General features: G+C 66.1%; 19 protein-coding genes. 5 read left to right on the top strand and 14 right to left on the bottom strand.

Features of this window, described 5'->3' with window-relative positions:
* Positions 1 to 41 precede the first annotated feature (41 nt).
* From HZB49_RS13520 to HZB49_RS13495, 6 genes are read right to left on the bottom strand one after another with little or no spacing between them, the layout of a single operon-like run.
* On the bottom strand, positions 42 to 1,127 hold the full coding sequence (locus HZB49_RS13520; protein WP_291612090.1) for a dipeptide ABC transporter ATP-binding protein: 1,086 nt from the start codon (positions 1,125 to 1,127) through the stop codon (positions 42 to 44).
* A complete protein-coding gene (locus HZB49_RS13515; protein ID WP_291612088.1) occupies positions 1,124 to 2,104 on the bottom strand; it encodes an ABC transporter ATP-binding protein in 981 nt (326 codons plus the stop codon). Before HZB49_RS13515 ends, HZB49_RS13520 begins: the two co-directional genes overlap by 4 nt.
* On the bottom strand, positions 2,104 to 3,672 hold the full coding sequence (locus HZB49_RS13510; protein ID WP_291612086.1) for an ABC transporter substrate-binding protein: 1,569 nt from the start codon (positions 3,670 to 3,672) through the stop codon (positions 2,104 to 2,106). Before HZB49_RS13510 ends, HZB49_RS13515 begins: the two co-directional genes overlap by 1 nt.
* A 33-nt stretch (positions 3,673 to 3,705) precedes the next feature.
* On the bottom strand, positions 3,706 to 5,268 hold the full coding sequence (locus HZB49_RS13505) for an ABC transporter substrate-binding protein (protein ID WP_291612084.1): 1,563 nt from the start codon (positions 5,266 to 5,268) through the stop codon (positions 3,706 to 3,708).
* Entirely contained in the window at positions 5,265 to 6,161 is an 897-nt protein-coding gene (locus HZB49_RS13500; protein WP_291612082.1) for an ABC transporter permease, read from the bottom strand. The genes HZB49_RS13505 and HZB49_RS13500 overlap by 4 nt, the downstream gene beginning before the upstream one ends.
* Positions 6,158 to 7,093 carry an ABC transporter permease gene (locus HZB49_RS13495; RefSeq protein ID WP_291612080.1) on the bottom strand — a complete coding sequence of 312 codons (936 nt, stop codon included), beginning with the start codon at positions 7,091 to 7,093 and terminating at the stop codon, positions 6,158 to 6,160. The genes HZB49_RS13500 and HZB49_RS13495 overlap by 4 nt, the downstream gene beginning before the upstream one ends.
* A 532-nt stretch (positions 7,094 to 7,625) precedes the next feature.
* On the opposite strand from HZB49_RS13495, the gene HZB49_RS13490 reads away from it, so the two are divergent.
* Both HZB49_RS13490 and HZB49_RS13485 read left to right on the top strand, forming a co-directional pair.
* The gene (locus HZB49_RS13490; protein ID WP_291612078.1) at positions 7,626 to 8,045 is read left to right on the top strand and encodes a hypothetical protein; all 420 of its coding nucleotides are present in this window, start codon (positions 7,626 to 7,628) and stop codon (positions 8,043 to 8,045) included.
* A 152-nt stretch (positions 8,046 to 8,197) separates the two neighbouring features.
* A complete protein-coding gene (locus HZB49_RS13485; RefSeq protein ID WP_291612076.1) occupies positions 8,198 to 8,872 on the top strand; it encodes a VOC family protein in 675 nt (224 codons plus the stop codon).
* Between the two features lie 12 nt (positions 8,873 to 8,884).
* Here the strand turns inward: HZB49_RS13485 and HZB49_RS13480 are convergent, their stop codons facing one another.
* The 4 genes from HZB49_RS13480 to HZB49_RS13465 are packed head-to-tail and all read right to left on the bottom strand — an operon-like array spanning position 8,885 to position 13,842.
* Complete coding sequence (locus tag HZB49_RS13480; RefSeq protein ID WP_291612074.1) at positions 8,885 to 9,967, bottom strand: lipocalin-like domain-containing protein; 1,083 nt, start codon at positions 9,965 to 9,967, stop codon at positions 8,885 to 8,887.
* Positions 9,957 to 12,419, bottom strand: coding sequence for an ABC transporter permease (locus tag HZB49_RS13475; RefSeq protein ID WP_291612072.1), 2,463 nt, complete (start codon positions 12,417 to 12,419; stop codon positions 9,957 to 9,959). The genes HZB49_RS13480 and HZB49_RS13475 overlap by 11 nt, the downstream gene beginning before the upstream one ends.
* Positions 12,416 to 13,090 carry an ABC transporter ATP-binding protein gene (locus HZB49_RS13470; RefSeq protein ID WP_291612070.1) on the bottom strand — a complete coding sequence of 225 codons (675 nt, stop codon included), beginning with the start codon at positions 13,088 to 13,090 and terminating at the stop codon, positions 12,416 to 12,418. Before HZB49_RS13470 ends, HZB49_RS13475 begins: the two co-directional genes overlap by 4 nt.
* On the bottom strand, positions 13,087 to 13,842 hold the full coding sequence (locus HZB49_RS13465) for a methyltransferase (RefSeq protein ID WP_291612067.1): 756 nt from the start codon (positions 13,840 to 13,842) through the stop codon (positions 13,087 to 13,089). The genes HZB49_RS13470 and HZB49_RS13465 overlap by 4 nt, the downstream gene beginning before the upstream one ends.
* A gap of 209 nt (positions 13,843 to 14,051) precedes the next feature.
* Here HZB49_RS13465 and HZB49_RS13460 point away from each other — a divergent pair, with 209 nt between their 5' ends.
* Positions 14,052 to 15,323 carry an MFS transporter gene (locus tag HZB49_RS13460; RefSeq protein ID WP_291612065.1) on the top strand — a complete coding sequence of 424 codons (1,272 nt, stop codon included), beginning with the start codon at positions 14,052 to 14,054 and terminating at the stop codon, positions 15,321 to 15,323.
* Between the two features lie 142 nt (positions 15,324 to 15,465).
* Here the strand turns inward: HZB49_RS13460 and HZB49_RS13455 are convergent, their stop codons facing one another.
* The gene (locus tag HZB49_RS13455) at positions 15,466 to 17,208 is read right to left on the bottom strand and encodes an amidohydrolase family protein (RefSeq protein WP_291612063.1); all 1,743 of its coding nucleotides are present in this window, start codon (positions 17,206 to 17,208) and stop codon (positions 15,466 to 15,468) included.
* 222 nt (positions 17,209 to 17,430) lie between these two features.
* On the opposite strand from HZB49_RS13455, the gene HZB49_RS13450 reads away from it, so the two are divergent.
* Entirely contained in the window at positions 17,431 to 18,075 is a 645-nt protein-coding gene (locus tag HZB49_RS13450; RefSeq protein WP_291612061.1) for a hypothetical protein, read from the top strand.
* A gap of 22 nt (positions 18,076 to 18,097) precedes the next feature.
* On the opposite strand, the gene HZB49_RS13445 is transcribed toward HZB49_RS13450, so the two are convergent.
* Positions 18,098 to 19,321 carry an MFS transporter gene (locus HZB49_RS13445; protein WP_291612058.1) on the bottom strand — a complete coding sequence of 408 codons (1,224 nt, stop codon included), beginning with the start codon at positions 19,319 to 19,321 and terminating at the stop codon, positions 18,098 to 18,100.
* A 189-nt stretch (positions 19,322 to 19,510) separates the two neighbouring features.
* Here HZB49_RS13445 and HZB49_RS13440 point away from each other — a divergent pair, with 189 nt between their 5' ends.
* On the top strand, positions 19,511 to 20,776 hold the full coding sequence (locus HZB49_RS13440; protein WP_291612056.1) for a hypothetical protein: 1,266 nt from the start codon (positions 19,511 to 19,513) through the stop codon (positions 20,774 to 20,776).
* A gap of 101 nt (positions 20,777 to 20,877) precedes the next feature.
* Here HZB49_RS13440 and HZB49_RS13435 read toward each other — a convergent pair whose 3' ends face one another.
* Both HZB49_RS13435 and HZB49_RS13430 read right to left on the bottom strand, forming a co-directional pair.
* A complete protein-coding gene (locus tag HZB49_RS13435) occupies positions 20,878 to 21,087 on the bottom strand; it encodes a hypothetical protein (protein ID WP_291612054.1) in 210 nt (69 codons plus the stop codon).
* A gap of 199 nt (positions 21,088 to 21,286) precedes the next feature.
* The gene (locus HZB49_RS13430) at positions 21,287 to 21,442 is read right to left on the bottom strand and encodes a hypothetical protein (protein ID WP_291612052.1); all 156 of its coding nucleotides are present in this window, start codon (positions 21,440 to 21,442) and stop codon (positions 21,287 to 21,289) included.
* Positions 21,443 to 21,451: the final 9 nt, after the last annotated feature.

Genomic DNA, 21,451 nt, shown 5'->3' with positions numbered 1-21,451 from the left:
TGACGTGTCGCCCCGGCTTTCGCCGGGGCGACGACCGACATTCACACCTTCATAGCCTCCTGTTTCTGCTTCGCCGCCTCGAACGCGGCCAGCCGCTCGGCGAACTTGCCCTGCGGCGGGCCGCTGCGGGCGACAATCACCGGCGGCGGCAACGTCTCGAAGAAATGGCAGGCGACGCGGTGGCCGCTTGCCGCCTCGCGCAAGACGGGCTCCTCCGCCGAGCAGCGCGCCTGCGCATGCGGACAGCGGGTGTGGAAGCGGCAGCCGGTCGGCGGGTTGAAGGGATTCGGCACGTCGCCCTGCAGCATCACGCGCTTGGCCCGCAGGTTCGGGTCGGTCTTCGGGATCGCTGCCATCAGCGCCTGCGTATAGGGATGCAGCGGCTTGGCGTAGATCGTCTTCTTGTCGGCGATCTCGACGAGCTTGCCCAGATACATCACCGCGACGCGGTCGCTGATGTGCTTCACGACGGCAAGATCGTGCGCGATGAAGAGATAGGAGAGACCGAAGCGCTGCTGCAGGTTCTGCAGCAGATTCACGATCTGCGCCTGGATCGAGACATCCAGCGCCGAGACCGGCTCGTCGCACACGATCAGATCGGGATTGACGGCAAGTGCCCGCGCGATGCCGATGCGCTGGCGCTGGCCGCCGGAGAACTGGTGCGGATAGCGTGCGGCGTGCTCGGCCTGCAGGCCGACCACGTCGAGCAGCTCCCGCACCCGCGCGGCACGGGAAGCGCCATCGCCGATCTCGTGGACGTTCAGCGGTTCGCGCAGGATGTCGCCGACCGTCATGCGCGGGTTGAGCGAGGCATAGGGGTCCTGAAAGATGATTTGCAGATGCCGCCGCATCCGCCGCATCGCATCCTTGTCGACGTTGGCGATCTCCTCGCCCTTGAAACGGATCGAGCCGGATGTCGGGTTCATCAACCGCAGCACCAGCCGTCCGGTGGTGGACTTGCCGCAGCCGGATTCGCCGACCAGCGCCAGGGTCTCGCCGCGCGCGATCTCGAAGGAGACATCCTCGACCGCGCGAACCAGGCCGATCAGCTTCCGTCGCAGCACGCCGCGCGCCACCGGAAAGTGCTTGACGAGGCCATTGACCTCGAGGACGGGCGTTTCGCTCATGCCGTCATCTCCACCGGCGCCTTCCAGCAGGCCACCCGATGGGTGGCGCTGATCTCGATGAGCGGCGGCGTTGCCTCGCGGCAGCGCGCGTCCGCGAATGGGCAGCGCGGCGCGAAGCGGCAGCCTTTCGGCTGGTTGTTGGCGCCGGGCACGGTGCCCTCGATGGTGGCGAGCCGCTCGCGCTCGACGTCGAGCCGCGGGATCGAGCCGAGCAGGCCGACCGTGTAGGGATGCTGCGGATCGGCGAAGATGTCGGCGACGTCGGCGCTCTCGACGATCTGGCCTGCATACATCACCAGCACATGGTCGGCCATCTCGGCGATCACGCCGAGATCGTGGGTGATGATGAGGATCGCCATGCCGAGCCTGCGCTGCAGATCGCTGAGCAGGTCGAGGATCTGCGCCTGGATGGTGACATCGAGCGCCGTGGTCGGCTCGTCCGCAATCAGCAGCGCCGGCTCGCAGGACAGCGCCATCGCGATCATCACGCGCTGGCGCATGCCGCCTGACATGTTGTGCGGATAGTCGTCGATGCGCCGCGCCGGCGACGGAATCTTCACCAGCTCCAGCATCTCGATGGCGCGGGCCTTTGCCGCGCGCGGCGACATCTGGGTGTGGGCAACGATCGCCTCGACGATCTGCTGGCCCACGGTGTGCACCGGGTTCAGCGAGGTCATCGGCTCCTGGAAGATCATCGACATCTTGCCGCCGCGCAGCCTGCGGCGCTCGTCCGGCGGCAATGCCAGTACGTTGGTGCCTGCGAACGTGATGCTGTCCGCGTCGATCTTGCCGGGCGGCGAGGGCACCAGCCCCATGACCGAGAGCGACGTCACGCTCTTGCCGCAGCCGGACTCGCCGACGAGACCGACCGTGCGGCCGCGCGGCACGCCGAAGCTGATGCCGTCGACGGCCCGGAACAGGCCGCGATCGGTGGCGAAATGGGTCCTGAGACCGCGGACCTCGAGCAGGCTTTCCATCAGAACGAGTAATCCAGTCCCTTGTAGAAGGTGTTCTGATAGAGCATGTGCGGCCGCACGCCTTTCAGCTTCTTCGAGCTCGTCGTGTACATCGCGACGTTCATCACGGGCATCCACAGATGCTCGCCCATCACCTTCTCCTGGATGCGGGCGAAGTTCAGCGCCCGGTCCTTTTCGTTCAAGGCCGCGCGGCCGGCGCGCAGCCACCCGTCGGTCTCCGTGTCCTTCCAGTTCATCCGGTTGGGCGTCGGAATGTTCTTCGAGTCGAAGTAGATGTTCATCAGTTCGCCCGCCGACAAATAGGGCACCGTCACGGTCCACAGCTCGTAGTCCTGCTTGCCCATCTCGGCCGGCGCGATGGTGGAATCGAAGCCGACGATCTTCCAGTCGATGCCGATCTTGCGCATGTAGCCCTGGATCGCCTCGGAGACGCGCGGGAAGTAGGCGACCTGCACGAACAGAACCCTCGGCGCGAGCTTGACGCCGTCCTTTTCCCTTATGCCGTCGCTGCCGACCGTCCAGCCGGCTTCGTCCAGCAGTTTCTTGGCGCGCTCGACGTCTTCCTTGATCACGCCCCTGGTCTTGTCGGCGAAGTCGAGAGCGTTGGGGTCGACGAAGGTGAAGGCCGGCTCGGCGTTGCCCAGCATGATGCCCTTGACGATCTCGGCGCGGTTGATGGCGATGTTCATCGCCTCGCGCACGCGCTTGTCGGCCACCATGGGCCGCGTGATCTTGTAGCCGTAATAATTCAGCTGGAAATTAGGCTTCGCTTCCTGGACCGTCAGGGTCGGCGCGGCCTTGACCTGGTCGATGAATTGCAGCGGGATCTGGTGGGTGACGTCGAACTGTCCGCCCATCATGGCGGCGACGCGGCTGGCATCCTCCGGCACGATCTTGATGCTCAGCTTCTCGAACTTCACCGGGCCCTTGTTCTGGTACATCGAGGGGCCCCATTTGTACGCATCGTGGCGCTTCAGCACGATCTCGGTGCGCGGCTGCCAGCTTTCGAAGCACCAGGGGCCGGTGCCGTCGATGCCCTTGGTGCCGTAATCCTTGCCCAGGGTCTCCACGCTCGCCTGGTTGTGGATGGTGTTGGTGTACATGGTGAGCTGCAGCAGCAGCTCCGAATAGGGCTCGTTCAGTTCGTACTCGACCGTGTAGGGGTCGACGGCGCGGACCTCCTTGATGTCGCCCGCGCGCCAGGCATAGGGGGCCTTGGTTTCGGGATCCTTCAGCCGCTTGAAAGTGTAGACGACGTCGGCGGCGGTGAACTTCTTGCCGCTGCAGAACGTAACGTCGTCGCGCAGCTTGAACGTATAGAGCTTGCCGTCCTCGCGGATGTCCCAGGATTTTGCCAGATAGGGGATCGCGGTCTTGCCGTCCCAGTCCAGCGCCACCAGCGTGTCCTGGAACATGTTGACGATGTCCGAGGTGGGCGACCACGTCGTGCGCTGGCCGTCATAGTGCGGCGCGTCCAGCGACTTCATCACGCGCAGCGTCTGTGCCTCGGCCGTCGTGACGGCGCCCGCGGCGAGCAGCGCCGCCAATCCCGTGAAAATTCCGCGCATCCTGTTCACTCCCGTTTTTTTGTCGTTGGCCAGTCAGCGAGTCACGTCGAGCCCCTTGTAGAACGTGTTCTGGTAGAGCATGTGCGGCCGCGCCGCGCTGATGCGCTTGTTGGCGACCTGGTCCATGTTGATGTTGAGCACGGGAATCCACAGGTGCTCGCGCATCACCTTCTGCTGCACCAGTGCGTAGGCCTTGGTGCGATCGCTCTCGGTGAGCGCCGAGCGGCCCTGCTTCAGCCAGGCGTCGGTCTCTGCGTCCTTCCAGTTCATCCGGTTCGGCGTCGGGATATTGGCGGAATCGAAATAGATGTTCATGAGATCGCCGGCCGACAGATACGGCACGGTCACCGACCAGATCTCGTAATCCTGCTCGGCCATCTTCACCGAGGCGATGGTCGAGTCCCATGGGTTGAGCCGCCAGTCGACGCCGATCTTGCGAAGATAGCCCTGGATCGCCTCCGCGACCTTTCCCGAATTGGCGTTGGCCGTGTAGTAGACTCGCGGCTGCAGCTTGACGCCGTCCTTCTCGCGGATGCCGTCGGCGCCGACCTTCCAGCCAGCCTCGTCCAGCAGCGCCTTGGCGCGCTCGATGTCCTCCTTGACGATGCCCTTGGTGGCGGGGTCGTGGTCGAGCGCATCGGGATCCACGATGGTGACGGCGGGTTCGGCATTGCCGAGCAGGATCGCCTTGGCAATCTCGGCGCGGTTGATGGCGATGCTCATGGCTTCGCGTACGCGCTTGTCGGCCACCATCGGCCGCGTGATCTTGAAGCCGAAATAGAGCAGCTGGAAATTCGGCTTGGCCGGCGTCACCGCCAGCGTCGGCGTGGCCTTGGCCTGGCTGATGAACTGTGCCGGGAACTGGTGGGTAATGTCGAACTGCCCGGACAGCATCGCCGCGACGCGGCTGGAATCTTCCGGCACGATCTTGATGCTCAGCTTCTCGAACTTGACGGGCCCCTTGTTCTTGTACATCGACGGGCCCCATTTGTAGGCGTCGTGGCGCTTCAGCACGATCTCGGTGCGCGGCTGCCAGCTGTCGAAGCACCAGGGGCCGGTACCGTCGATGCCCTTGATGCCGTAGTCCTTGCCCAGCGCTTCCACGCTCTCCTTGTTGTGGATCGCGTTGGTGAACATCGTGAGCTGCAGCAGGAGTTCCGAATACGGCTCATCCATTTCGTACTGCACGGTGTAGGGATCCGGCGCGCGCAGCTCCTTGATGTTGCCGGCACGCCAGGCATAGGGCGCTTTCACCGCGGGATCCTTCAGCCGCTTGAAGCTGTAGATCACGTCCTCGGCGGTGAACTTCTTGCCGCTGCAGAAGCTGACGTCGTCGCGCAGCTTGAACGTATAGATCTTGCCGTCCTCGCTCATTGCCCAGGATTTGGCCAGATACGGGATCGGCGTGCGGCCGTCCCAGTCCAGCGCCACCAGCGTGTCCTGGAACATGTTGACGATATCGGAGGTCGGACCCCAGGTGGTGCGATGGCCGTCATAATGCGGCGCGTCGATGCCCTTCATGAGCGTCAGCGTCTGGGCCGACGCGGGAGCGGCGATGGTCAGGGCGAGTGCAGCAGTCAGAGCCAGTCTCATCATGTCTGTAACCTCGGATCGAGAACGTCGCGGAAGGCGTCGCCAAGCAGATTGGCGCAAAGCACGATGACGAAGATGGCGCAGCTCGGGATGGTGGCGATATGCGGCGCCATGAACAGGAAGTCGCGGCCCTGGGCTGCCATCATGCCGAGCTCGGCGGTCGGCGGCTGCGCCCCCATGCCGAGGAAGCCGAGCACCGAGCCGATCAGGATGATCTGGCCGAAGCGCAGCGTCAGGAACACGAAGATGGTGGAGATGCAATTCAGCGTCAGGTAGCGCCAGATCAGCGCGCTGTCGGAGACGCCGACAGCGCGTCCGGCTTCCATGAACTCCTGGCCCATCACGCCCACTGCCGCGCCGCGCGCCACCCGCGCCACGTCGGGTATGGTCGCGATAACCAGCGCGATGATCACGGCGCCAAGCCCCGCGCCGAAGATCGCGGCCATGGCAAGTCCGATCAGGATCGCCGGGAAGGCCAGCATGATGTCGACCAGCCGCATGATCCAGCCGCCGAGCCGCCGGTAGTAGGCGGCGACGATGCCGAGCACGCCGCCGATCGCGCCGCCGACGATCACGCCGACGAGGCCCAGCACCAGCGTGTTGCGCGTGCCATAGAGCACGCGGCTCAATATGTCGCGGCCGGTGTTGTCGGTGCCGAACCAGTGTGCGGCGCTCGGCGCCTGCATCGTCTTGGTGAGGTCGGTGAAATAGGGGTCGTAGGGCGCGATCCACGGCGCAAGGATCGCCGCCAGCACGATCGCCGTCAGCACGGAAGCCGCCAGCGCCGCGACGCGGTCGCGCGCCAGCCGCCGCAACAGGCCGTTGGGGGCGAGCCAGCCGTCTTCATTGCCAGCGCCGCTCGCGATCAGGCCGTGATCGAGTGCCTCGGTGCTCATGTTTGCACCCGCGGATCGAGGTACACGTAGAGCACGTCGACCAGCAGGTTGATGGTCAGGAAGGCGACCGCGAGAATCATGATCGCACCCTGAGCGGTCGGGAAATCGCTGGAGACGATGGCGCCGACCGCAAGCCGCCCGACGCCCGGCCATGAAAACATCGTCTCGGTGACCACGGCGCCGCCGAGCAGGAACGCCGCCTGCAGCCCGATCAGGGTGACGACGGGGATCAGCGCGTTGCGCAGCGCGTGGTGCACGATCACCACCGTCTCTCGCAGTCCCTTGGCACGCGCGGTGCGCACGAAGTCGGCGCCCAGCACTTCCAGCACCGCGGTGCGCGTCAGCCGCGCGATCGGCCCGATCAGCACGAGGCCTAGCGTCAGGGCAGGGAGGATCAGGTTCGGCAGTCCGCCATCCCACACCGGGCCGGCGCGGCCGGTGAACGGCAGCAGCGCCCAGCGGAAGCCGACATACTGGATCAGCATCAGGCCGATGAAGAACACCGGCATGGACACGCCGGCCACCGAGATCGCCATGATGAGGCGGTCGGTGAGGCTGCCGCGATTGACGGCGGCGAGCGTGCCGAGTGCAATGCCGATCGGAACCGCGATCAGCATGCCACCCACCATCAATTCGACGGTCGGGCCGATGGTGAGCGCTAGTTCCTCGACCACCTTCTTGTTGGAGATGATGGAGCGGCCGAGATCGCCGCGCATCACGCGCATGATGTATTCGAAGAACTGCACTGGGATCGAGCGGTCGAGCCCGAGTTCCTGCCTGATCGCGGCGATGGTCTCAGGCTTGGCGTCGGGCCCGGCGATCACCATGGCGGGATCGGCCGGCACCACCTGCAGCAGGCAGAAACAGAGGAAGAGCACCCCGACCAGCGCCGGGATCGATATCAGCAGACGATGGACAATCTGTCGTGCCATCTACGCCGTTGACCTGTCAGTCCGAGAGACCAAGTAGGCCAAAGGGGCGCGTTTCGCCGCGAACTCGCGTCGGCGCCTTGAACATTCCCCCTCGGTGGCTGCGCTTCGCCGAGCGTGCGCAGTTCACGTTGACGATCATACTGGCACGCAGGCGATGCGCCGTCACGCCCAAATTGGCGGGCTGCGCCCCGATGTCGCTTTCAGGCGAGGGGCGGTGTTAATCTTCCGGCGAGCGGAATTATGCAGGCGTTTTGCGTCGAGGCGCTACGCATTCTTCGACCGATGCCCGCACCGCACCGGAGCCATGATGCCGAAGGCCGAGCGCTTGCGTGACCCTTGCGAGCCGCTGACTAAGCAGAACACTACGGCGCGACAGGTGACACGACGGCCGACGAGAGATGAAGCATTGACTAAAGCCCCCGTTAGTCCGGGCCATCATCGCAGGGCTGTCGACGCCTTGTCGCGATAATCGCTTTCGCCGGTTCCAAAATGGGTCTAGCCTTGTAATGCTGTGATCCTGCGGGGTGCGATCATGCGGACGCGCGTCAGTAAGTTTGCCCATGTCCTGGAGCGGGTTGGGCTCGCCATGGCGGGTGCAGCGAGCGGATTGTTCGTGGCCGCCCATACGGGATCGGCGATCTCCGTGCTCACCACGCAGGGCTTCCTGCTGATCATGATGATCGGCGGCGCGGTCGGCTACTATCTCGGTATCGATACGCCGCCGCTGCCATTGAACTCCGGCAAGGACGGCCCGGCGCCGCGAATCGATGCCGCCGAGCTGCTCACCGCCATCGGCACCTTCTGCGCGGCGCTGACGGCCTTTGCGTCTGTCGGCGTGATCGTGCTGCGCGAGGAACCGCACATCGCCTGGACGGTGCTGATCCTGATCGGCTGGGTGCTCGGCATCTCCATGCAGATCGTCGCCGGCGCGATTGCGCGGATGCGGGGTTAGGCCGCCAATTCAGGTGCGACCGCGGGTCCGTCAGGAGAGCGGTTCTGCCCTGCAGATGGGTGCCTTCCGCCCGCCGCAACTTCGTTGTCTTCTGCGCTTCGCCACTTTCCTGCCGTGCCGATCACGACATCCCAACTGGAAAGGAACAAGCCATGACCCAGGCCGAAAAGCAACGCACCGCCACCGCGCCCTCCGTCGACAGCAGGCTCGAAGTCGTCGTCATCCCTGTCTCCGACGTCGAGCGCGCCAAGCAGTTTTACGCCGGGCTCGGCTGGCGGCTCGATGCCGACTTCGCCGGCACCGACGACTATCGCGTTATCCAGTTCACGCCGCCGGGCTCGCCGGCCTCCGTCATCTTCGGCAGGAACGTCACCGCGGCAGTGCCCGGCTCCGCGCAGGGACTGTATCTGATCGTCTCCGACATCGAAGCCGCGCGCAAGAATCTGCTCGACCGCGGCATCAAGGTCAGCGAGGCCTTCCATGCCGAGGGCGATGTGCATGTCGGCAGCGACGAGCCCTATCTGTTCGGGCGTGTTCGCGCCGGGGGCCTCGATCCCGCACGCGAGAGCTATCGCTCCTACGCCTCGTTCAGCGATCCCGACGGCAATGGCTGGCTGTTCCAGGAGGTCACTACGCGACTGCCCGGGCGCGTCGCCGGCGCCGCCAGCTTCGGCTCGCAAGCCGACCTTGCCGCAGCGTTGCGCCGTGCCGCCGCCGCCCATGGCGAGCACGAGAAACGCAACGGCGGCCGGCACGATGAGAACTGGCCGGACTGGTATGCCGAGTACATCGTCAAGGAGCAGACCGGCGAGCAGCTGCCGGTGTGAAACGCGCCGAGGCTAATACCCCGTCAGCTCGAGATAGCCGGCGCCGCGATGGCTGCCGGCAAAGCTGATGGGGCCCTCCCAATAGGCGAAGCTCGTTCCCATCCAGCTCTTCGCGTTCAGCGGCGCGCAGTCGATGGAAAGCTTGAGCCGCGGGATCGCGACATGCCATGCGGTCGGAATCTTGCGGCCGGCGATCTCGGTGGTGCCCTTGGGCGTCATCGCGATCTCGTCCGTGGCGAGCAGCATCGCCTTGCCGTCGGGCGCAATGAAATTGCCGGAGGCGTAATGCGCCCCGTCGGCCTGCCGCATTCGGTACAGCATCAGCTTCTCGCCGCCGTCGAAATGCAGCGCGAACCAGTCCCAGCCGCTCTGGTCGGCTGCCAGCGGCTGGCTGCTCCATTCGCGGTCCATCCAGGCAAGGCCGCTGACGGCTGCGAGCTTGTCGTCGATGGCGAGATCGCCCACGACCTTGAAGAACGGCTGGCTGTAGTAATACGACGCCTGCTCGCGCTCGGATTTCTTGCTGAAGCCGCCGTCGCCCTGCAGCACCAGCGGCCGATCGGCGGTGAGCCGCAGCGCATAGCTGAAATCGGCTGCCGAGGCAGTGAGCTCGAGCGGCGTGACCTTGCCGGCGTCGAAGCCATCGCGCGCGCGCATCTGCCAGGCGTCGATCCAGGCGCGGAACGGCGCGGCTTCGACGCCGGCCTGTCCGACGCCGCCGCGCGCAAAGGTCTCGGCGGTGCGATGCGTATCGGCGCGCGTCACCGCGGCATGCGCCATCCAGACCTGCTGCGTCGCCCAGCCTTCGAGGTTGGTGCCGGGCTGCAGCGCCTGGCGGAACAGCGTCCATTGCGCGCCATGGGCGGTGCCCGCGGCATCGCGCAAGTTTGCCGTCACATACCACCACTCGATTCGGAACTCCGGGTGCGGGCCGTGATCGGCGGGAAAGGAGAATGTCCGGCCGGGCGTGACGCGCGCAAAGCCGTCCGCTTTTTGCTCCAGTCCCGCAAAGCCCTGCGCGCGCGCCTTGGCGGCAAGCGCGAGCAGCGCGCCGCCCGCGGCAAAGGCCCGTCGTGTGATGCGCTCAGCGCTCATTGGCAAAGATCCGGATCAGGCCGGCAGGCTGCATCCGCGCCAGCCGCAGCACGGGCAGCAGCGCCGCGAACAGCGCCGCCAGCATGGCGACGCCGACGAGCTGCACCAGTTGCAGCGGAAATACCTGGAACGGCAGGCGCCAGCCGAACGCCTTCACGTTCACCACCGCGAGCAGGCACCAGGCGACCATCAGCCCGAGCGGCAGCGCCAGCAGCGCGGTGATCAGCGCTACCGCCATCGTCTTCAGGAGTTCGACCGCGGCGAGCCGCTGCCGTGTCACGCCGATCGCCCACAACGGCGCCAACTGCGGCAGGCGCGAATTGGCGAGCGTCAGCAGGCTCGTCAGCAGCGCAACGCCGGCAACCCCAAGCGTGAACGCGTTGAGCGCGGCGGTCACGGCAAAGGTGCGGTTGAATATCCGCCTCGATTCCGCCTTCACCGTCGCCTGATCGGCGAGGCTGCGATCGTCGAGCATGAATTTTTCGCGGATGGCGGCGATCAGTTCGGGGACCTGCGCAGGTTCGACGCGCAGGCCGAAGCGGGTCTGCGGGATCGCCGGAAAATACCGCGTCAGCGCCGCGTAGTTCACGGTGATCTGGCCCTTGGGATTGCCGTAGTCGGCATAGATGCCGGCGATCTCGAGCCGCCAGGTGCCGTTCGTTGCGGGGATGTCGATGCGGTCGCCGATGCTGAGCTTAAGCCGCCGCGCCAGTTGCTCGCTGATGAAGGCAGCATCGCCCGGACGCAAGCGAACCCAGGCGTTGGGAACGGCCTCCAGCAGCGGCCAGTGCTCGCGATAGGTGGCATGATCGACGATGCCGAACACCTCGACCGGGTCGCCCGCGAACTGCACATCGGCGCGGCCAGTCGGCAGGATCGCCTGCACCTCGCTCCGGCTGCGCAGCCAGGTCCGGATATCGTTCGATTGGCGGTCGTCTTTGGCGAAGACGTAGACGTCGCTGGCGAGCCTGCCGTCGAGCCAGACCAGGAATGTGCGGCTGAAACTCTCCACCATCGTGGCGACGCCGACATTGACGGCGAGCGCGAGCAGCAGCGCCATCAAGGCCAGCGAAAGCCCCGAAAGTTGCTGGCGGCTGTCGGCCCAGAACCAGCGCGCCAGCGGCTTGTCGGAAATCCCTTCGCCAAGCGCCAGCACGCGTTCGAGAATCGGCGGCAGCGCCAGCGCCGCGCCGATCATCAGCGCGGCGAGCACCGCAAAACCGGCGAGCAGCGAATCGCCCAACCACAGCAAGCCGGCTGCGACCGCGAATATCAGCACTGAACTTGCGCCCTGCCATTTCAACCAGCGCTGTTGCGCCTGCCGCCAGGCCTGCGGCTGCGCGGAAGCAAGCACCGGCAGGCGAACCGCCTTGACCAGGCTGACCGCGGAAGCCGCCAGCGCGCCGAGCACGGCGATGGCGATGCCGGCGAGCCACCATTGCGGTTTCAGCGTGAGCTGCCCCGGGATAGCCGCGCCATAGAGTCCGCGCAGCGAGGCGGCGACATCGGGCAGCAGCGCCGCCGCGATGAAGTAGCCGCAGGCGAGGCCGGCCAGCCCCGCGATCAGCGCGAACATCACCTGCTCGATGACCAGCACGCCGTTGAGCATGCGCGCCGACACCCCGCAGGAGCGCAGCGTGCGCAGCATCGGCAGCCGCTGCTCGAAGGCGAGGCCCACCGCAGAATTGACGATGAAGAGGCCAACGAAGAACGACAGCAGCCCGAAGGCGGTGAGGTTGAGATGAAAGCTGTCGGTCAGCCGTTCCAGATCGCTCGCCGCATCCGGCTCGATCGGTTGCAGGCGGTCGCCGGCGACGCTTGCGAGCGCCGCGCGCTTGCCCCCGGCCTTGCCGACCAGCAGCCGCGACACCTGGCCCGGCATGTTCAGGATCTCCTGCGCGATGCCGATGTCGACCACCAACACGTCGGGCACCAGGCTCTGTTGCAGGCGCAGCGGCGGCAACTGCATCCCGTTATTGGCCTGCGGGCGGGCGCCTTCGGCGAGCTTGAGCTGGGACAGCGTTTCCGGCGCAACCAGCATCCGGCCGGGCGGCGCGATGAAGGCCTGCAGCTCGACGCGTGCCAATGCCGGCGCGTTGCCGGCTTCGCCGGGCATCGTCACCGGCTCGATGCCGAGCAGGCGCAAGCTGCGCCCGCCGATCTGGATGCGGCCTTCCACCACCGGCGACACCGGCCATCCGGCGCGCCTGAGGTCGACGAACAGCTCTTGCGGGAATGCGCCGCCGTCCTTCGCCACCAGCATCGCGGTGCGCGCGCCGCCGAAGATCGCGGCGGCCCGGTCGTAGGAATGGCGCGCCTGCTGGTTCAGCGCCTGCACGCCGCTCCACAGCGCGGTCGCCGAGATAAGGCCGATCAGGAGCGTGGCGAGCTGCATCGGATGCCGCCGCCAATGGCTCAACAGGACAGCCAATGTCCACAGCGCGCGCCTCATGCGATCAACCCCGCATGCAACGTCACCTGCCGGTCCAGCGTGGCGGCGAGCCGCGCGCTGTGCGTCACCATCAGGAAGCCGCATCCCGAGCGCGCCACCAGATCGCGCGCAAGCCGCAGCACCTCGTCGGCGGTGTCCTCGTCGAGATTGCCGGTCGGCTCGTCGGCAAGCAGCAACAAGGGTTTCGGCGCCAGCGCGCGGCCGATCGCGACGCGCTGCTGCTGCCCGCCGGATAGCTGCTCCGGATATCGCCTCAGGAGATCGCCGAGCCCGAGCCGTTCCGTGAGCTCGGTGTGCCAGGCCGCATCGTGCCTTGCCGCCAGCCGCGACTGGAATTTCAGATTGTCCTCGACCGAAAGGCTCGGGATGAGGTTGAACTGCTGGAACACGAGGCCGAGCCGGTTGCGCCGCAGCGCCGCGCGGCCGGCATCGTTCAATCCGGACAGCGCCGTGCCGTCCACCCTGATCTCGCCGCCGTCGGCGGCGTCGAGCCCCGCGATCAAATGCAGCAGCGTGCTCTTGCCGCTGCCGGATTCCCCCGTCAGCGCTACGCTCTCGCCGGCCCCGACGCGCAAATTCACGCCGCGCAGCACAGCCACGGTCTCGCTTGCCGAGCGGTAGCTCTTGGTGAGGCCGGTGATGTCGAGCACGCCCGAGTCAAGCCCGCTCATTTGGGTTTCCGGTACTTCAGCACGAATTCATCGACCGGAACCTGCGGCTGGAATACCCGGGTATCGCGCGGGTCTGCCGGATTGCGCAGGAAATCCGCTTCCGCCAGCAGCTCGAAGCCGGCCGCCTCGATCTCCGCGCGCAGCGTCTTCTCCTCGATCCGGTGCAGCGTCTTCGCCACCGTTATCCCGTCGCCCGGTTTGGCCGAGTGATCGGCAATCACGAGCAGGCCGCCCGGCTTCAGCGCCGCGAACATCTTGCGGTTCATGGCGGCGCGATCGACCGGCATATAGGTGATGTCGTGATAGGCGAACAGGAAGGTGATGAGATCGAGATTGGAAACGCCGGATGGAATCGGATCGTCGAAATCGCTGATCACGCGCACGACATTCTGCATCACCCGCTTTTTGGCGCGGATATCGAACTTGTCCTTTACGAAGCGCTCGATCACGGCCGCCGAATCTTGCGCATAGACCGTGCCCGCCGGGCCGACCGCGCGCGCCAGCAGCTCGGCGTTGTAGCCGGCGCTGGTCTCCATATCGAGTACCTTCATGCCGGTCCCGACCTCGCTGAAGGCGAGCAGCAGCGCCGGCTTGCGTCGCGCATCGGCCGCCCGATCGCCCTCGGCGCGGTCGGGGGCGGCGACGATGGCTGCATAGTCCGGTACCTTGCCGTCCTGCGCCGCCGCGGAGCCGGCGAAAATTGCCAGCAAGGCGAGTGCGCCGGCGATGTTCGCGCGAGCTATCCGGACCATCAACATTCCCTTTTCATCATTGCCCCGCAACATAGCAAGGCGGCGGTCCGGGATCACGGCCCGCTGCCTGCAAAGACGTCATTGTGATCCCGCGCAAAAGCACGGCCTTTTCCGAAAATGCCGGGTTGCCAAGGGCATAGCCCCGTGTCTAGCATCCCTTCAAGGCCGCGTATCACAAGGCCAAGACGACAAGCTTGCGGGGAGCCAACATGACCGGACAACCGACGCCGAAAGGCGCGTGGAAAATCACCTTTCTCCTGTTCCTGTTCATGGTGGTGAATTTCGCCGACAAGATCGTGGTGGGTCTGGCCGGCGTGCCGATCATGAACGACCTCAAGCTCGACGCCCAGCAGTTCGGCGAGCTCGGCTCCTCCTTCTTCCTGCTGTTCTCGATCTCGGCGATCATCGTCGGCTTCATCGTCAATCGCATCGACACGCGCTGGGTGCTGCTGGCGATGGCGGTGATCTGGTCGCTGGCGCAATTCCCGATGGTTGGCGCCGTCAGCTTCACCACGCTCCTGATCTGCCGCATCATCCTCGGCGCCGGCGAAGGCCCGGCCTTCTCGGTGGCGGCGCATGCAATCTATAAGTGGTTCCCCGACGAGAAGCGCACCCTGCCGACCGCGATCCTCTCGCAGGGCTCGGCCTTCGGCGTCATCCTCGCGGTGCCCGCGCTGAACTGGGTGATCGTCAATTATTCCTGGCACCATGCCTTCGGCGTGCTCGGCGTCGTTGGCCTGATGTGGGTCGTGGCATGGCTCATGCTCGGCAAGGAAGGCCCGCTGGTGTCGACCGCGGCCGAGATCGCCGACGAGCGGCGCATCCCCTATCTCCAGCTACTCACCTCGCGCACCTTCATCGGCTGCTGTGCGGCGACGTTCGGCGCCTATTGGGCGCTGTCGCTGGGGCTGACCTGGTTCACGCCCTTCATCGTGCAGGGGCTCGGCTTCTCGCAAAAGGAGGCCGGCCTGATCTCGGTGCTGCCCTGGGTGTTCGGTGCGAGCATCGTGCTGCTCACCGGCTGGATCTCTCAGGTCATGCTGACCAAGGGCTACACCACCCGCGGCGCGCGCGGCGTGCTTGGTGCAGCGCCCCTGGTGCTCGGCGGCTGCATTCTTGCCGTGCTGCCGCATGTCAGCGGCACCGGCCTGCAGGTCGCGCTGCTGGTGATCGGCTCCGGCCTCTGCGGCTCGATCTACGTGGTATGCCCGCCGATGCTTGGCGAGTTCACCCCGGTGTCGCAGCGCGGCGCGGTCATCTCGATCTACGGCGCGCTCTATACGCTTGCCGGCATCATCGCGCCGATCACGATGGGCAGCGTCATCAAGCACGCCGCCACCCCGCTGGAGGGCTACATGACCGGCTTCACCATCAACGCCGCGATCATGGTCGCCTCCGGCGTGCTCGGTCTGCTGCTGCTCTGGCCCAACACGGAGCGCGCACGGCTCAACGCAGCCGCTGCACAGCCGAAGTTCGCGTGAGGGCAATCAGTCGGGCCACATGGTTCGAGACGCGCGGCGTTGCCGCGCTCCTCACCATGAGGGACTAACAGCGCATACGCTACGAGACCTCATCCTGAGGAGCGGTGTTAGCCGCGTCTCGAAGGATGAAAGCCACGCTGGCTTACCCCGCCGCTGCGGAAAACTGCCGCGCGTCGCCCTGGGTGCCGCGGATCAGCCGACCGGGGCGGTTGCCGGTGGCGCGGCCGGCGCGCTGCGTCACCACGCCGGAGACGATGGTCGCATCATAGCCATCCACCTGCTGCAGCAACCGCCGGCCGCCGACCGGCAGGTCGTAATGCACCTTCGGCGGATGCAGATGCAGCCGGCCGTAGTCGATCACGTTGACGTCGGCCTTGAAGCCGGGCGCGATCACGCCGCGGTCGAACAGGCCGACCGACAGCGCGGTCTTGCGCGACTGCGCCGCCACCACGAACGGAATCGACAGTTTTTCGCCGCGGCTGCGGTCGCGCGTCCAGTGTGTCAAGAGATAGGTCGGAAAACTCGCATCGCAGATGATGCCGCAATGCGCGCCGCCGTCGGACAGGCCCGGCACGGCGTTCGGATCGGTCAGCATCTCCCGCGTGGCGTCGAGGTTGCCGTCGGCATAATTGAGGAAGGGCACATAGAGCATGCCGCGGCCCTCGTCCGACAGCATCGCGTCGTAGGCGAGTTCTTCCGGCTGCTTGCCCTGCGTCCGCGCCTTGGCGCCCAGCGCATTCTCCGGCGGCTGCTCGTAGTCCGGCGGATTTCCGAGCAGATAGATCTTGTCGTAGTTCGGCTTGAAGAACAGCGGATCGTCGGTCGCGCTCGCCGTCTCGCTCAGGATCGCCGCGCGCACCTCCGGCTGCCGCATCCGCGCCAGCCGCTCGGCCAGCGGCAGATGCGCGATCGCCTTGTAGCTCGGATGGGTCTGGAACGGATTGCGCGACAGCTCGAGCCCGAGCAACAGCCCGACGGGACGTGCGGCGATCTGCGCGGTGATGGAAAGCCCGCGCGCGGTGGCCGCACCGATCTCGTCCAAGGTCTGCCGCCAGCGCCGCGGCGCGCGGTCGTTCTGGGTGATGGAGAACGTGATCGGGCACTTGGTGTTGTCGGCGACCCGCAGCATCATCGGCAGGTCTTCGTGGATGGTGGAGAGATCCAGCACGAATTGCAGCACGCTGCGGCCTTGCGTCTGCATCCCGGCCGCAATCGCCGTCAGCTCGTCCTCGCCCGCCTTCAGGGTCGGCGTGAAATCGCCGGTCGAGGTGCGGTGGTTGAGCGTGCGCGAGGTCGAAAAGCCGAGCGCGCCGGCGCGCACGGCTTCCGCCGCAAGCTGCGCCATCGCCTTGTTGTCTTCTTCCGTCGAAGGATCGCGCCGCGCGCCGCGCTCGCCCATCACATAGACGCGCAGCGCCGCATGCGGCAGCTGCGCGCCGATGTCCATGTCGAAACTCCGCTTCGACAGCCAGTTCATGTAGTCGGGAAAGCTTTCCCATTCCCAGGGAATGCCAGCGCTCAAGACGGGTTCGGGAATGTCCTCAACGCCTTCCATCAGCTGGATCAGCCGCGTGTGATCGTTGGGCTTGCACGGCGCAAAGCCGACGCCGCAATTGCCCATGATCGCGGTGGTGACGCCGTTCTGCGAGGAGGGCGTGATGTCCTGGCTCCAGGTCACCTGGCCATCGTAATGGGTGTGCACGTCGACGAAGCCGGGCGTGACAAGCCTGCCCCTGGCGTCGATCTCTTCCTTGCCTTTGGCCGTAACCTTGCCGACCTCGGCGATACGCCCGTCTCGAATTGCAATGTCGGCCTCGTAGAGATCGCCGCCCTTGCCATCGGCAATGTTGCCGCCGCGGATCACGAGGTCAGGCGCATCGGTCATGGCGCTTTCCATCCCTGGTTTGAAATTTTGTTGCGGCATCATGGGGCAAGCCCGCGGGCAGTCAACATCCGGGAATGAGGTTCTGGAATGCGTTCCGCCTCAAGAGCCTGCCGGAATCGCGCACCCCGGAATCGCCGCAAGGCTGCTGCGCGGCTGCCTCCCTCCGGTCAAAAGCCGGATCAGCTGACCGGCCATGATGGGGAGAAACGTCGAGAGGTCGCAATGCTCTACACACAAAGCCCGTCGCTTGCAGAGAACGAGGCGGCTCAGGAAAATTCACCCCGAGGGTTTGCGCGCGATCCGGAGGAGGACCGTTCCGAGCCGCGGTTCGGCAGACGGCCCACGGACGCATCGAGCGATTCCTTTCCCCCGCCACGCCGGCCGTCGATCGGCCGGCGCATGTTCCGCGCCGTGACCCGTTTCGTGATTGTTGTTGCCATCGGCGTCGGTGCCACGCTCGGCTGGCAGGCCTATGGCGATATGGCAAAGCAGATGTTCGCCGCGTGCGCGCCCGAATTCGCCTGGGTGTTGCCTTGGCTCCCGGCGACGAAGCCGCCAGCGGCCGTCGCCGCCGCGGCGCACCCGACCCTGCAGCTGGAGCCCCTGGTTGCCAATCTGGAGTTCATGCGGCGCAGCGTCGAACAGCTCGCGTTCAAGCAGGACCAGATGGCCAGGAATATCGCGGCGCTGCAGGCCGTCGATGAAGACATCAGGCAGAAAGTCTCGCCGCCGCCTGCCGCTCCCGCCCAGCCCGTGGCCGCGATCCCGCAGCCGAAACCCGCGCCGCCAAAGCCGCAGCCGCAGGCCGGCGCGCCAGCGCCGCGCCCGCCGGCACCTGCTGCGCCGGTCTCGATCTTGCCGCGCTGAGTGGGGAGAAGTCCGGCAAGAGCTAATGCACCGCCGCCGGTTCCGCCGGCCCGCGCGCCTTGCGGTCGGTCACCAGCGCCAGCAATACGGTCATCAGCATGAAGACCACCGACGCGCCGAACACCCAGTGCGGCATCTGCTGGTCCATGATGAAGCCATAGAGCAACGGCGCCAGGATGCCGGAGAAGTTGAAGCCGGTGGAGACGATGCCGAAGGCCCGTCCCGCGGCGCCGGCGGGCGCGGCATTGCGCACCAGCATGTCGCGCGACGGCGCGATCACGCCGCCGAGGAAGCCTGCAACCGTCATCAGCGCGATCAGCAGCGGCGAGGGCAGGGTGACGATCGCAATGACCAGCATGATCGCCGCATTGACGGCAAAGCACGCCGCGGCGACCTGCCCGTGCCGCTCGGTTCGGTCGGCGAGAAATCCGCCGGCGAGCACGCCGACGGCGCTGGCTCCGAGAAAACATGTCAGCGCCAGGTTCGCCGTTCCGAAAGCGACACTGTAGCCGCTCATCAGCGCCACCACGCCGAAATTGCTGATGCCGGCGTTGGACAGCCCGAGCAGCATGAAGAAGATCGTCAGCACGACGATCGCGGGTGTCAGGATGTTCGGCTTCGGCGCGTCCTCGCCGTGTTTGCGCGCGGCCGCGCGTGCGTCGGGCAGGCCCATGGCGGCAATCAGCAGCGCCACCGCGGGCCCGACCGCGCCCGCCGCGATCAGCGCGCCGAAACCGCCGACGGTCGCCACCAGCGCGGCCATGATCGCGGGCGCCACCGCTCCGCCGAGGAAGCCGGCAAAGGTGTGCACCGAGAAGGCGCGGCCCATCCGCGCCTCGTCCATGTGGGCGGCGAGGATGGCGTAGTCGCAGGGGTGATAGACGCTGTTGGCGAGTCCGAGTAGCGCGGCGCAGACGATCAGCGAGGTGTAGGACAACTGCAGGCCCAGCAGGATCAGCGCCAGCCCGCCGAGGCACAGCCCGGTCAGCAGCACTTTTCGCGCGCCGTAATGATCGGCGAGATAGCCGATCGGCGCCTGCGTCAGGCCCGACACCACGCCGAACACAGTCAGCGCAAAGCCGAGCTCGATATAGCCGACGCCGAGCTGCTGCTTCAAAAACGGAAACAGCATCGGCAGCACGAACAGGTGAAAATGGCTGAGCCAGTGCGCGGCCGAAATCGCCGTCAGCGTGCGTAGCGCGCTGTCGGCTTTCGCTTGTTGCGGTGCAGCCAGAACGTCGGCCATATCTCGTTGAAAACCTTGCTTGAAACCGCCCGGCAGGGGTCTTCGGAAACGAAGCCCAAACTATCGGCCAAGGGGGTTATCTGTCCATGAACGCCGCTGCATGGCTGCTTCCATTTCGGCCGTCCGGAGGGCCGGATGCGGCATCAAACCGGAAGACATCAGGCGTCCGAAGCGGCAAATTTCGCGATCATGACCGACCCCGCAAAACCGCTCCGCATCCTGATCCCCGAGGGCTCCTCCACCTCGGCGCGCGAAGCCATCACCATCCTTGGGCTGGCCGGCCATCACGTCGAGATCTGCGATCCCTCGCCGTGGTGCCTTTCGCGCTATTCGCGCTTCGTGCGCAGGTTCCACCGCTGCCCCGGTCTGCGCACCGACCCGGCCGGCTTTCTCGCCTTTGTCGAAGGCCTGATCGATAGCGGAAGCTTCGACGTGCTGCTGCCAACGCATGAGCAGGGGCTGTTGTTTGCGAAGGTGCGCGGGCGCCTCGAAGGCCGCATCGCGGTTGCGCTGCCGTCGTTCGAAAGCTACCGCACGGCACACAGCAAGGCCGGCTTCAGCCGTTTGCTTGATCGCCTCGACTTGCCGCAACCGCCGACGCGAATCCTGAAATCGCAGTCCGAGCCGCGCGGCGCGACGCATTTTCCCGCCGTGGTGAAGGCCTCTGTCGGCACTGCCAGCCGCGGCATCCATTTCGTGCACAATGAGAGCGAGCTCGCGAGCGCGTTGCATGCGATCGACGCAAGCGGCAACCTTGACGAAGTGCTGGTGCAGGACTTGGTCGCCGGTACCACGGAGAAGGCGCAGTCGGTGTTCTCCAGCGGCCGGCTCGTTGGCTTCCATGCCTTCCGGCAGGTCGCGCCCGGCATCGGCGGCGGCGAGGCGATCAAGCAGGGGGTGCACCGGCCGGTCGTTCGCAGCTATCTGGAAAAGTTCGGCGCGGAGCTCGACTGGCATGGCGGTCTCTCCGTCGACTACATCGTGCCGGATAACGGCGGCGCGCCGCTGCTGATCGACTGCAATCCGCGGCTGGTCGAGCCATCAAATGCATGGGCCTCCGGCACCGATCTGGTCGGCCAGCTCGTGCGCGTCTCCTTGGGCGAAACCCCCGCGCCCCTGCCGGAAAGCCGTGACGGCGTGCTGACGCATCTTGCCATGCAGGCGCTGCTCGGGCTGGCCGCGCGCGGCGGCTCGCGCGTTGCGATCGCGCGCGAGTTCGGCCGTATCCTCGACCACAGCGGCCCCTATGCCGCCAGCACCGAGGAGCTGACGCCGCTGGCGCATGACAGGCTCGCAGCCGTGCCGCTCCTGACGACGCTCGCATTGCTGCTGGCCTCGCCGTCGTCCGCCGCCAGGCTCGCCCGCGGCGGCTTTGGCGAGCATCTGCTCGACGTCAGGAGTATCAGGGAGATTGAGAAGATGAATCCGTCACCACATTCACCGTCCTCATCCTGAGGAGCGCGCCTTGGCGCGCGTCTCGAAGGATGGCCGCGGGCGGGCGGGATCCGGCCTTCATGGTTCGAGACGCCTGCTTCGCAGGCTCCTCACCATGAGGATCAAGCGCCGCCCCCCGACAAGTCGAACGCGCCGAGCTTGTATTCCTCCTGCGGGCCCGACGAGAACATCGGGATCAGCGTGAACGCCGCTTCCGGATATTTCTGCCAGATCGACAGGTCTTCCGCCGTGACGATCACGTAGCCGAATCTGAACATGTAGCGGCCGGGTTCGGTGATCTTGCCCACCTGCGCCCAGTTGACCTTTCTCATGTCCCTCTACCCCCGGACAAGCGCTCCGCCGGGCCGGCGGGCGGGGCAGTCTATGTCAGGCGGGAAGAGTTGCAAATCCGGCACGACGGGCGATGGGCCGGCTGTTTGCGAACTGAGTCCACAAACTCAACTGTCGTCCCGCACAAGCAACTTGCCCCTGCGGGTATGGCCGCGGCTTTCGCCGGGGCGACAAAGATCCTCACTCCAGCGGCTCGTCGTCGTTGCCGTAGCGGTCCTTCTTCGGCGTGGCGATGTCGCCATCCTCGTAATCGTCGTCATCGGTTTGCGACGGCGGCGGCTTCTTCGGCTTGCCGCCCTCCTGCGGAGGTTTGTCCTGCTTGTTTCTTCCCGCCATGCCCGTGCG

It is taken from the genome of Bradyrhizobium sp. (genome assembly GCF_016219575.1).
GTDB lineage: Bacteria > Pseudomonadota > Alphaproteobacteria > Rhizobiales > Xanthobacteraceae > Bradyrhizobium.
Note: the sequence above shows the minus strand (reverse complement) of the source record. Positions and strands in the feature narration are given on the sequence as shown.

What these genes read in the sequence shown, in the direction of transcription:
- HZB49_RS13520 (WP_291612090.1), bottom strand. Translation starts at nt 1,127, where the DNA reads ATGAGCGAAACGCCCGTCCTCGAGGTCAATGGCCTCGTCAAGCACTTT.
- HZB49_RS13515 (WP_291612088.1), bottom strand. Translation starts at nt 2,104, where the DNA reads ATGGAAAGCCTGCTCGAGGTCCGCGGTCTCAGGACCCATTTCGCCACC.
- HZB49_RS13510 (WP_291612086.1), bottom strand. Translation starts at nt 3,672, where the DNA reads ATGCGCGGAATTTTCACGGGATTGGCGGCGCTGCTCGCCGCGGGCGCC.
- HZB49_RS13505 (WP_291612084.1), bottom strand. Translation starts at nt 5,268, where the DNA reads ATGATGAGACTGGCTCTGACTGCTGCACTCGCCCTGACCATCGCCGCT.
- HZB49_RS13500 (WP_291612082.1), bottom strand. Translation starts at nt 6,161, where the DNA reads ATGAGCACCGAGGCACTCGATCACGGCCTGATCGCGAGCGGCGCTGGC.
- HZB49_RS13495 (WP_291612080.1), bottom strand. Translation starts at nt 7,093, where the DNA reads ATGGCACGACAGATTGTCCATCGTCTGCTGATATCGATCCCGGCGCTG.
- HZB49_RS13490 (WP_291612078.1), top strand. Translation starts at nt 7,626, where the DNA reads ATGCGGACGCGCGTCAGTAAGTTTGCCCATGTCCTGGAGCGGGTTGGG.
- HZB49_RS13485 (WP_291612076.1), top strand. Translation starts at nt 8,198, where the DNA reads ATGACCCAGGCCGAAAAGCAACGCACCGCCACCGCGCCCTCCGTCGAC.
- HZB49_RS13480 (WP_291612074.1), bottom strand. Translation starts at nt 9,967, where the DNA reads ATGAGCGCTGAGCGCATCACACGACGGGCCTTTGCCGCGGGCGGCGCG.
- HZB49_RS13475 (WP_291612072.1), bottom strand. Translation starts at nt 12,419, where the DNA reads ATGAGGCGCGCGCTGTGGACATTGGCTGTCCTGTTGAGCCATTGGCGG.
- HZB49_RS13470 (WP_291612070.1), bottom strand. Translation starts at nt 13,090, where the DNA reads ATGAGCGGGCTTGACTCGGGCGTGCTCGACATCACCGGCCTCACCAAG.
- HZB49_RS13465 (WP_291612067.1), bottom strand. Translation starts at nt 13,842, where the DNA reads ATGGTCCGGATAGCTCGCGCGAACATCGCCGGCGCACTCGCCTTGCTG.
- HZB49_RS13460 (WP_291612065.1), top strand. Translation starts at nt 14,052, where the DNA reads ATGACCGGACAACCGACGCCGAAAGGCGCGTGGAAAATCACCTTTCTC.
- HZB49_RS13455 (WP_291612063.1), bottom strand. Translation starts at nt 17,208, where the DNA reads ATGACCGATGCGCCTGACCTCGTGATCCGCGGCGGCAACATTGCCGAT.
- HZB49_RS13450 (WP_291612061.1), top strand. Translation starts at nt 17,431, where the DNA reads ATGCTCTACACACAAAGCCCGTCGCTTGCAGAGAACGAGGCGGCTCAG.
- HZB49_RS13445 (WP_291612058.1), bottom strand. Translation starts at nt 19,321, where the DNA reads ATGGCCGACGTTCTGGCTGCACCGCAACAAGCGAAAGCCGACAGCGCG.
- HZB49_RS13440 (WP_291612056.1), top strand. Translation starts at nt 19,511, where the DNA reads ATGACCGACCCCGCAAAACCGCTCCGCATCCTGATCCCCGAGGGCTCC.
- HZB49_RS13435 (WP_291612054.1), bottom strand. Translation starts at nt 21,087, where the DNA reads ATGAGAAAGGTCAACTGGGCGCAGGTGGGCAAGATCACCGAACCCGGC.
- HZB49_RS13430 (WP_291612052.1), bottom strand. Translation starts at nt 21,442, where the DNA reads ATGGCGGGAAGAAACAAGCAGGACAAACCTCCGCAGGAGGGCGGCAAG.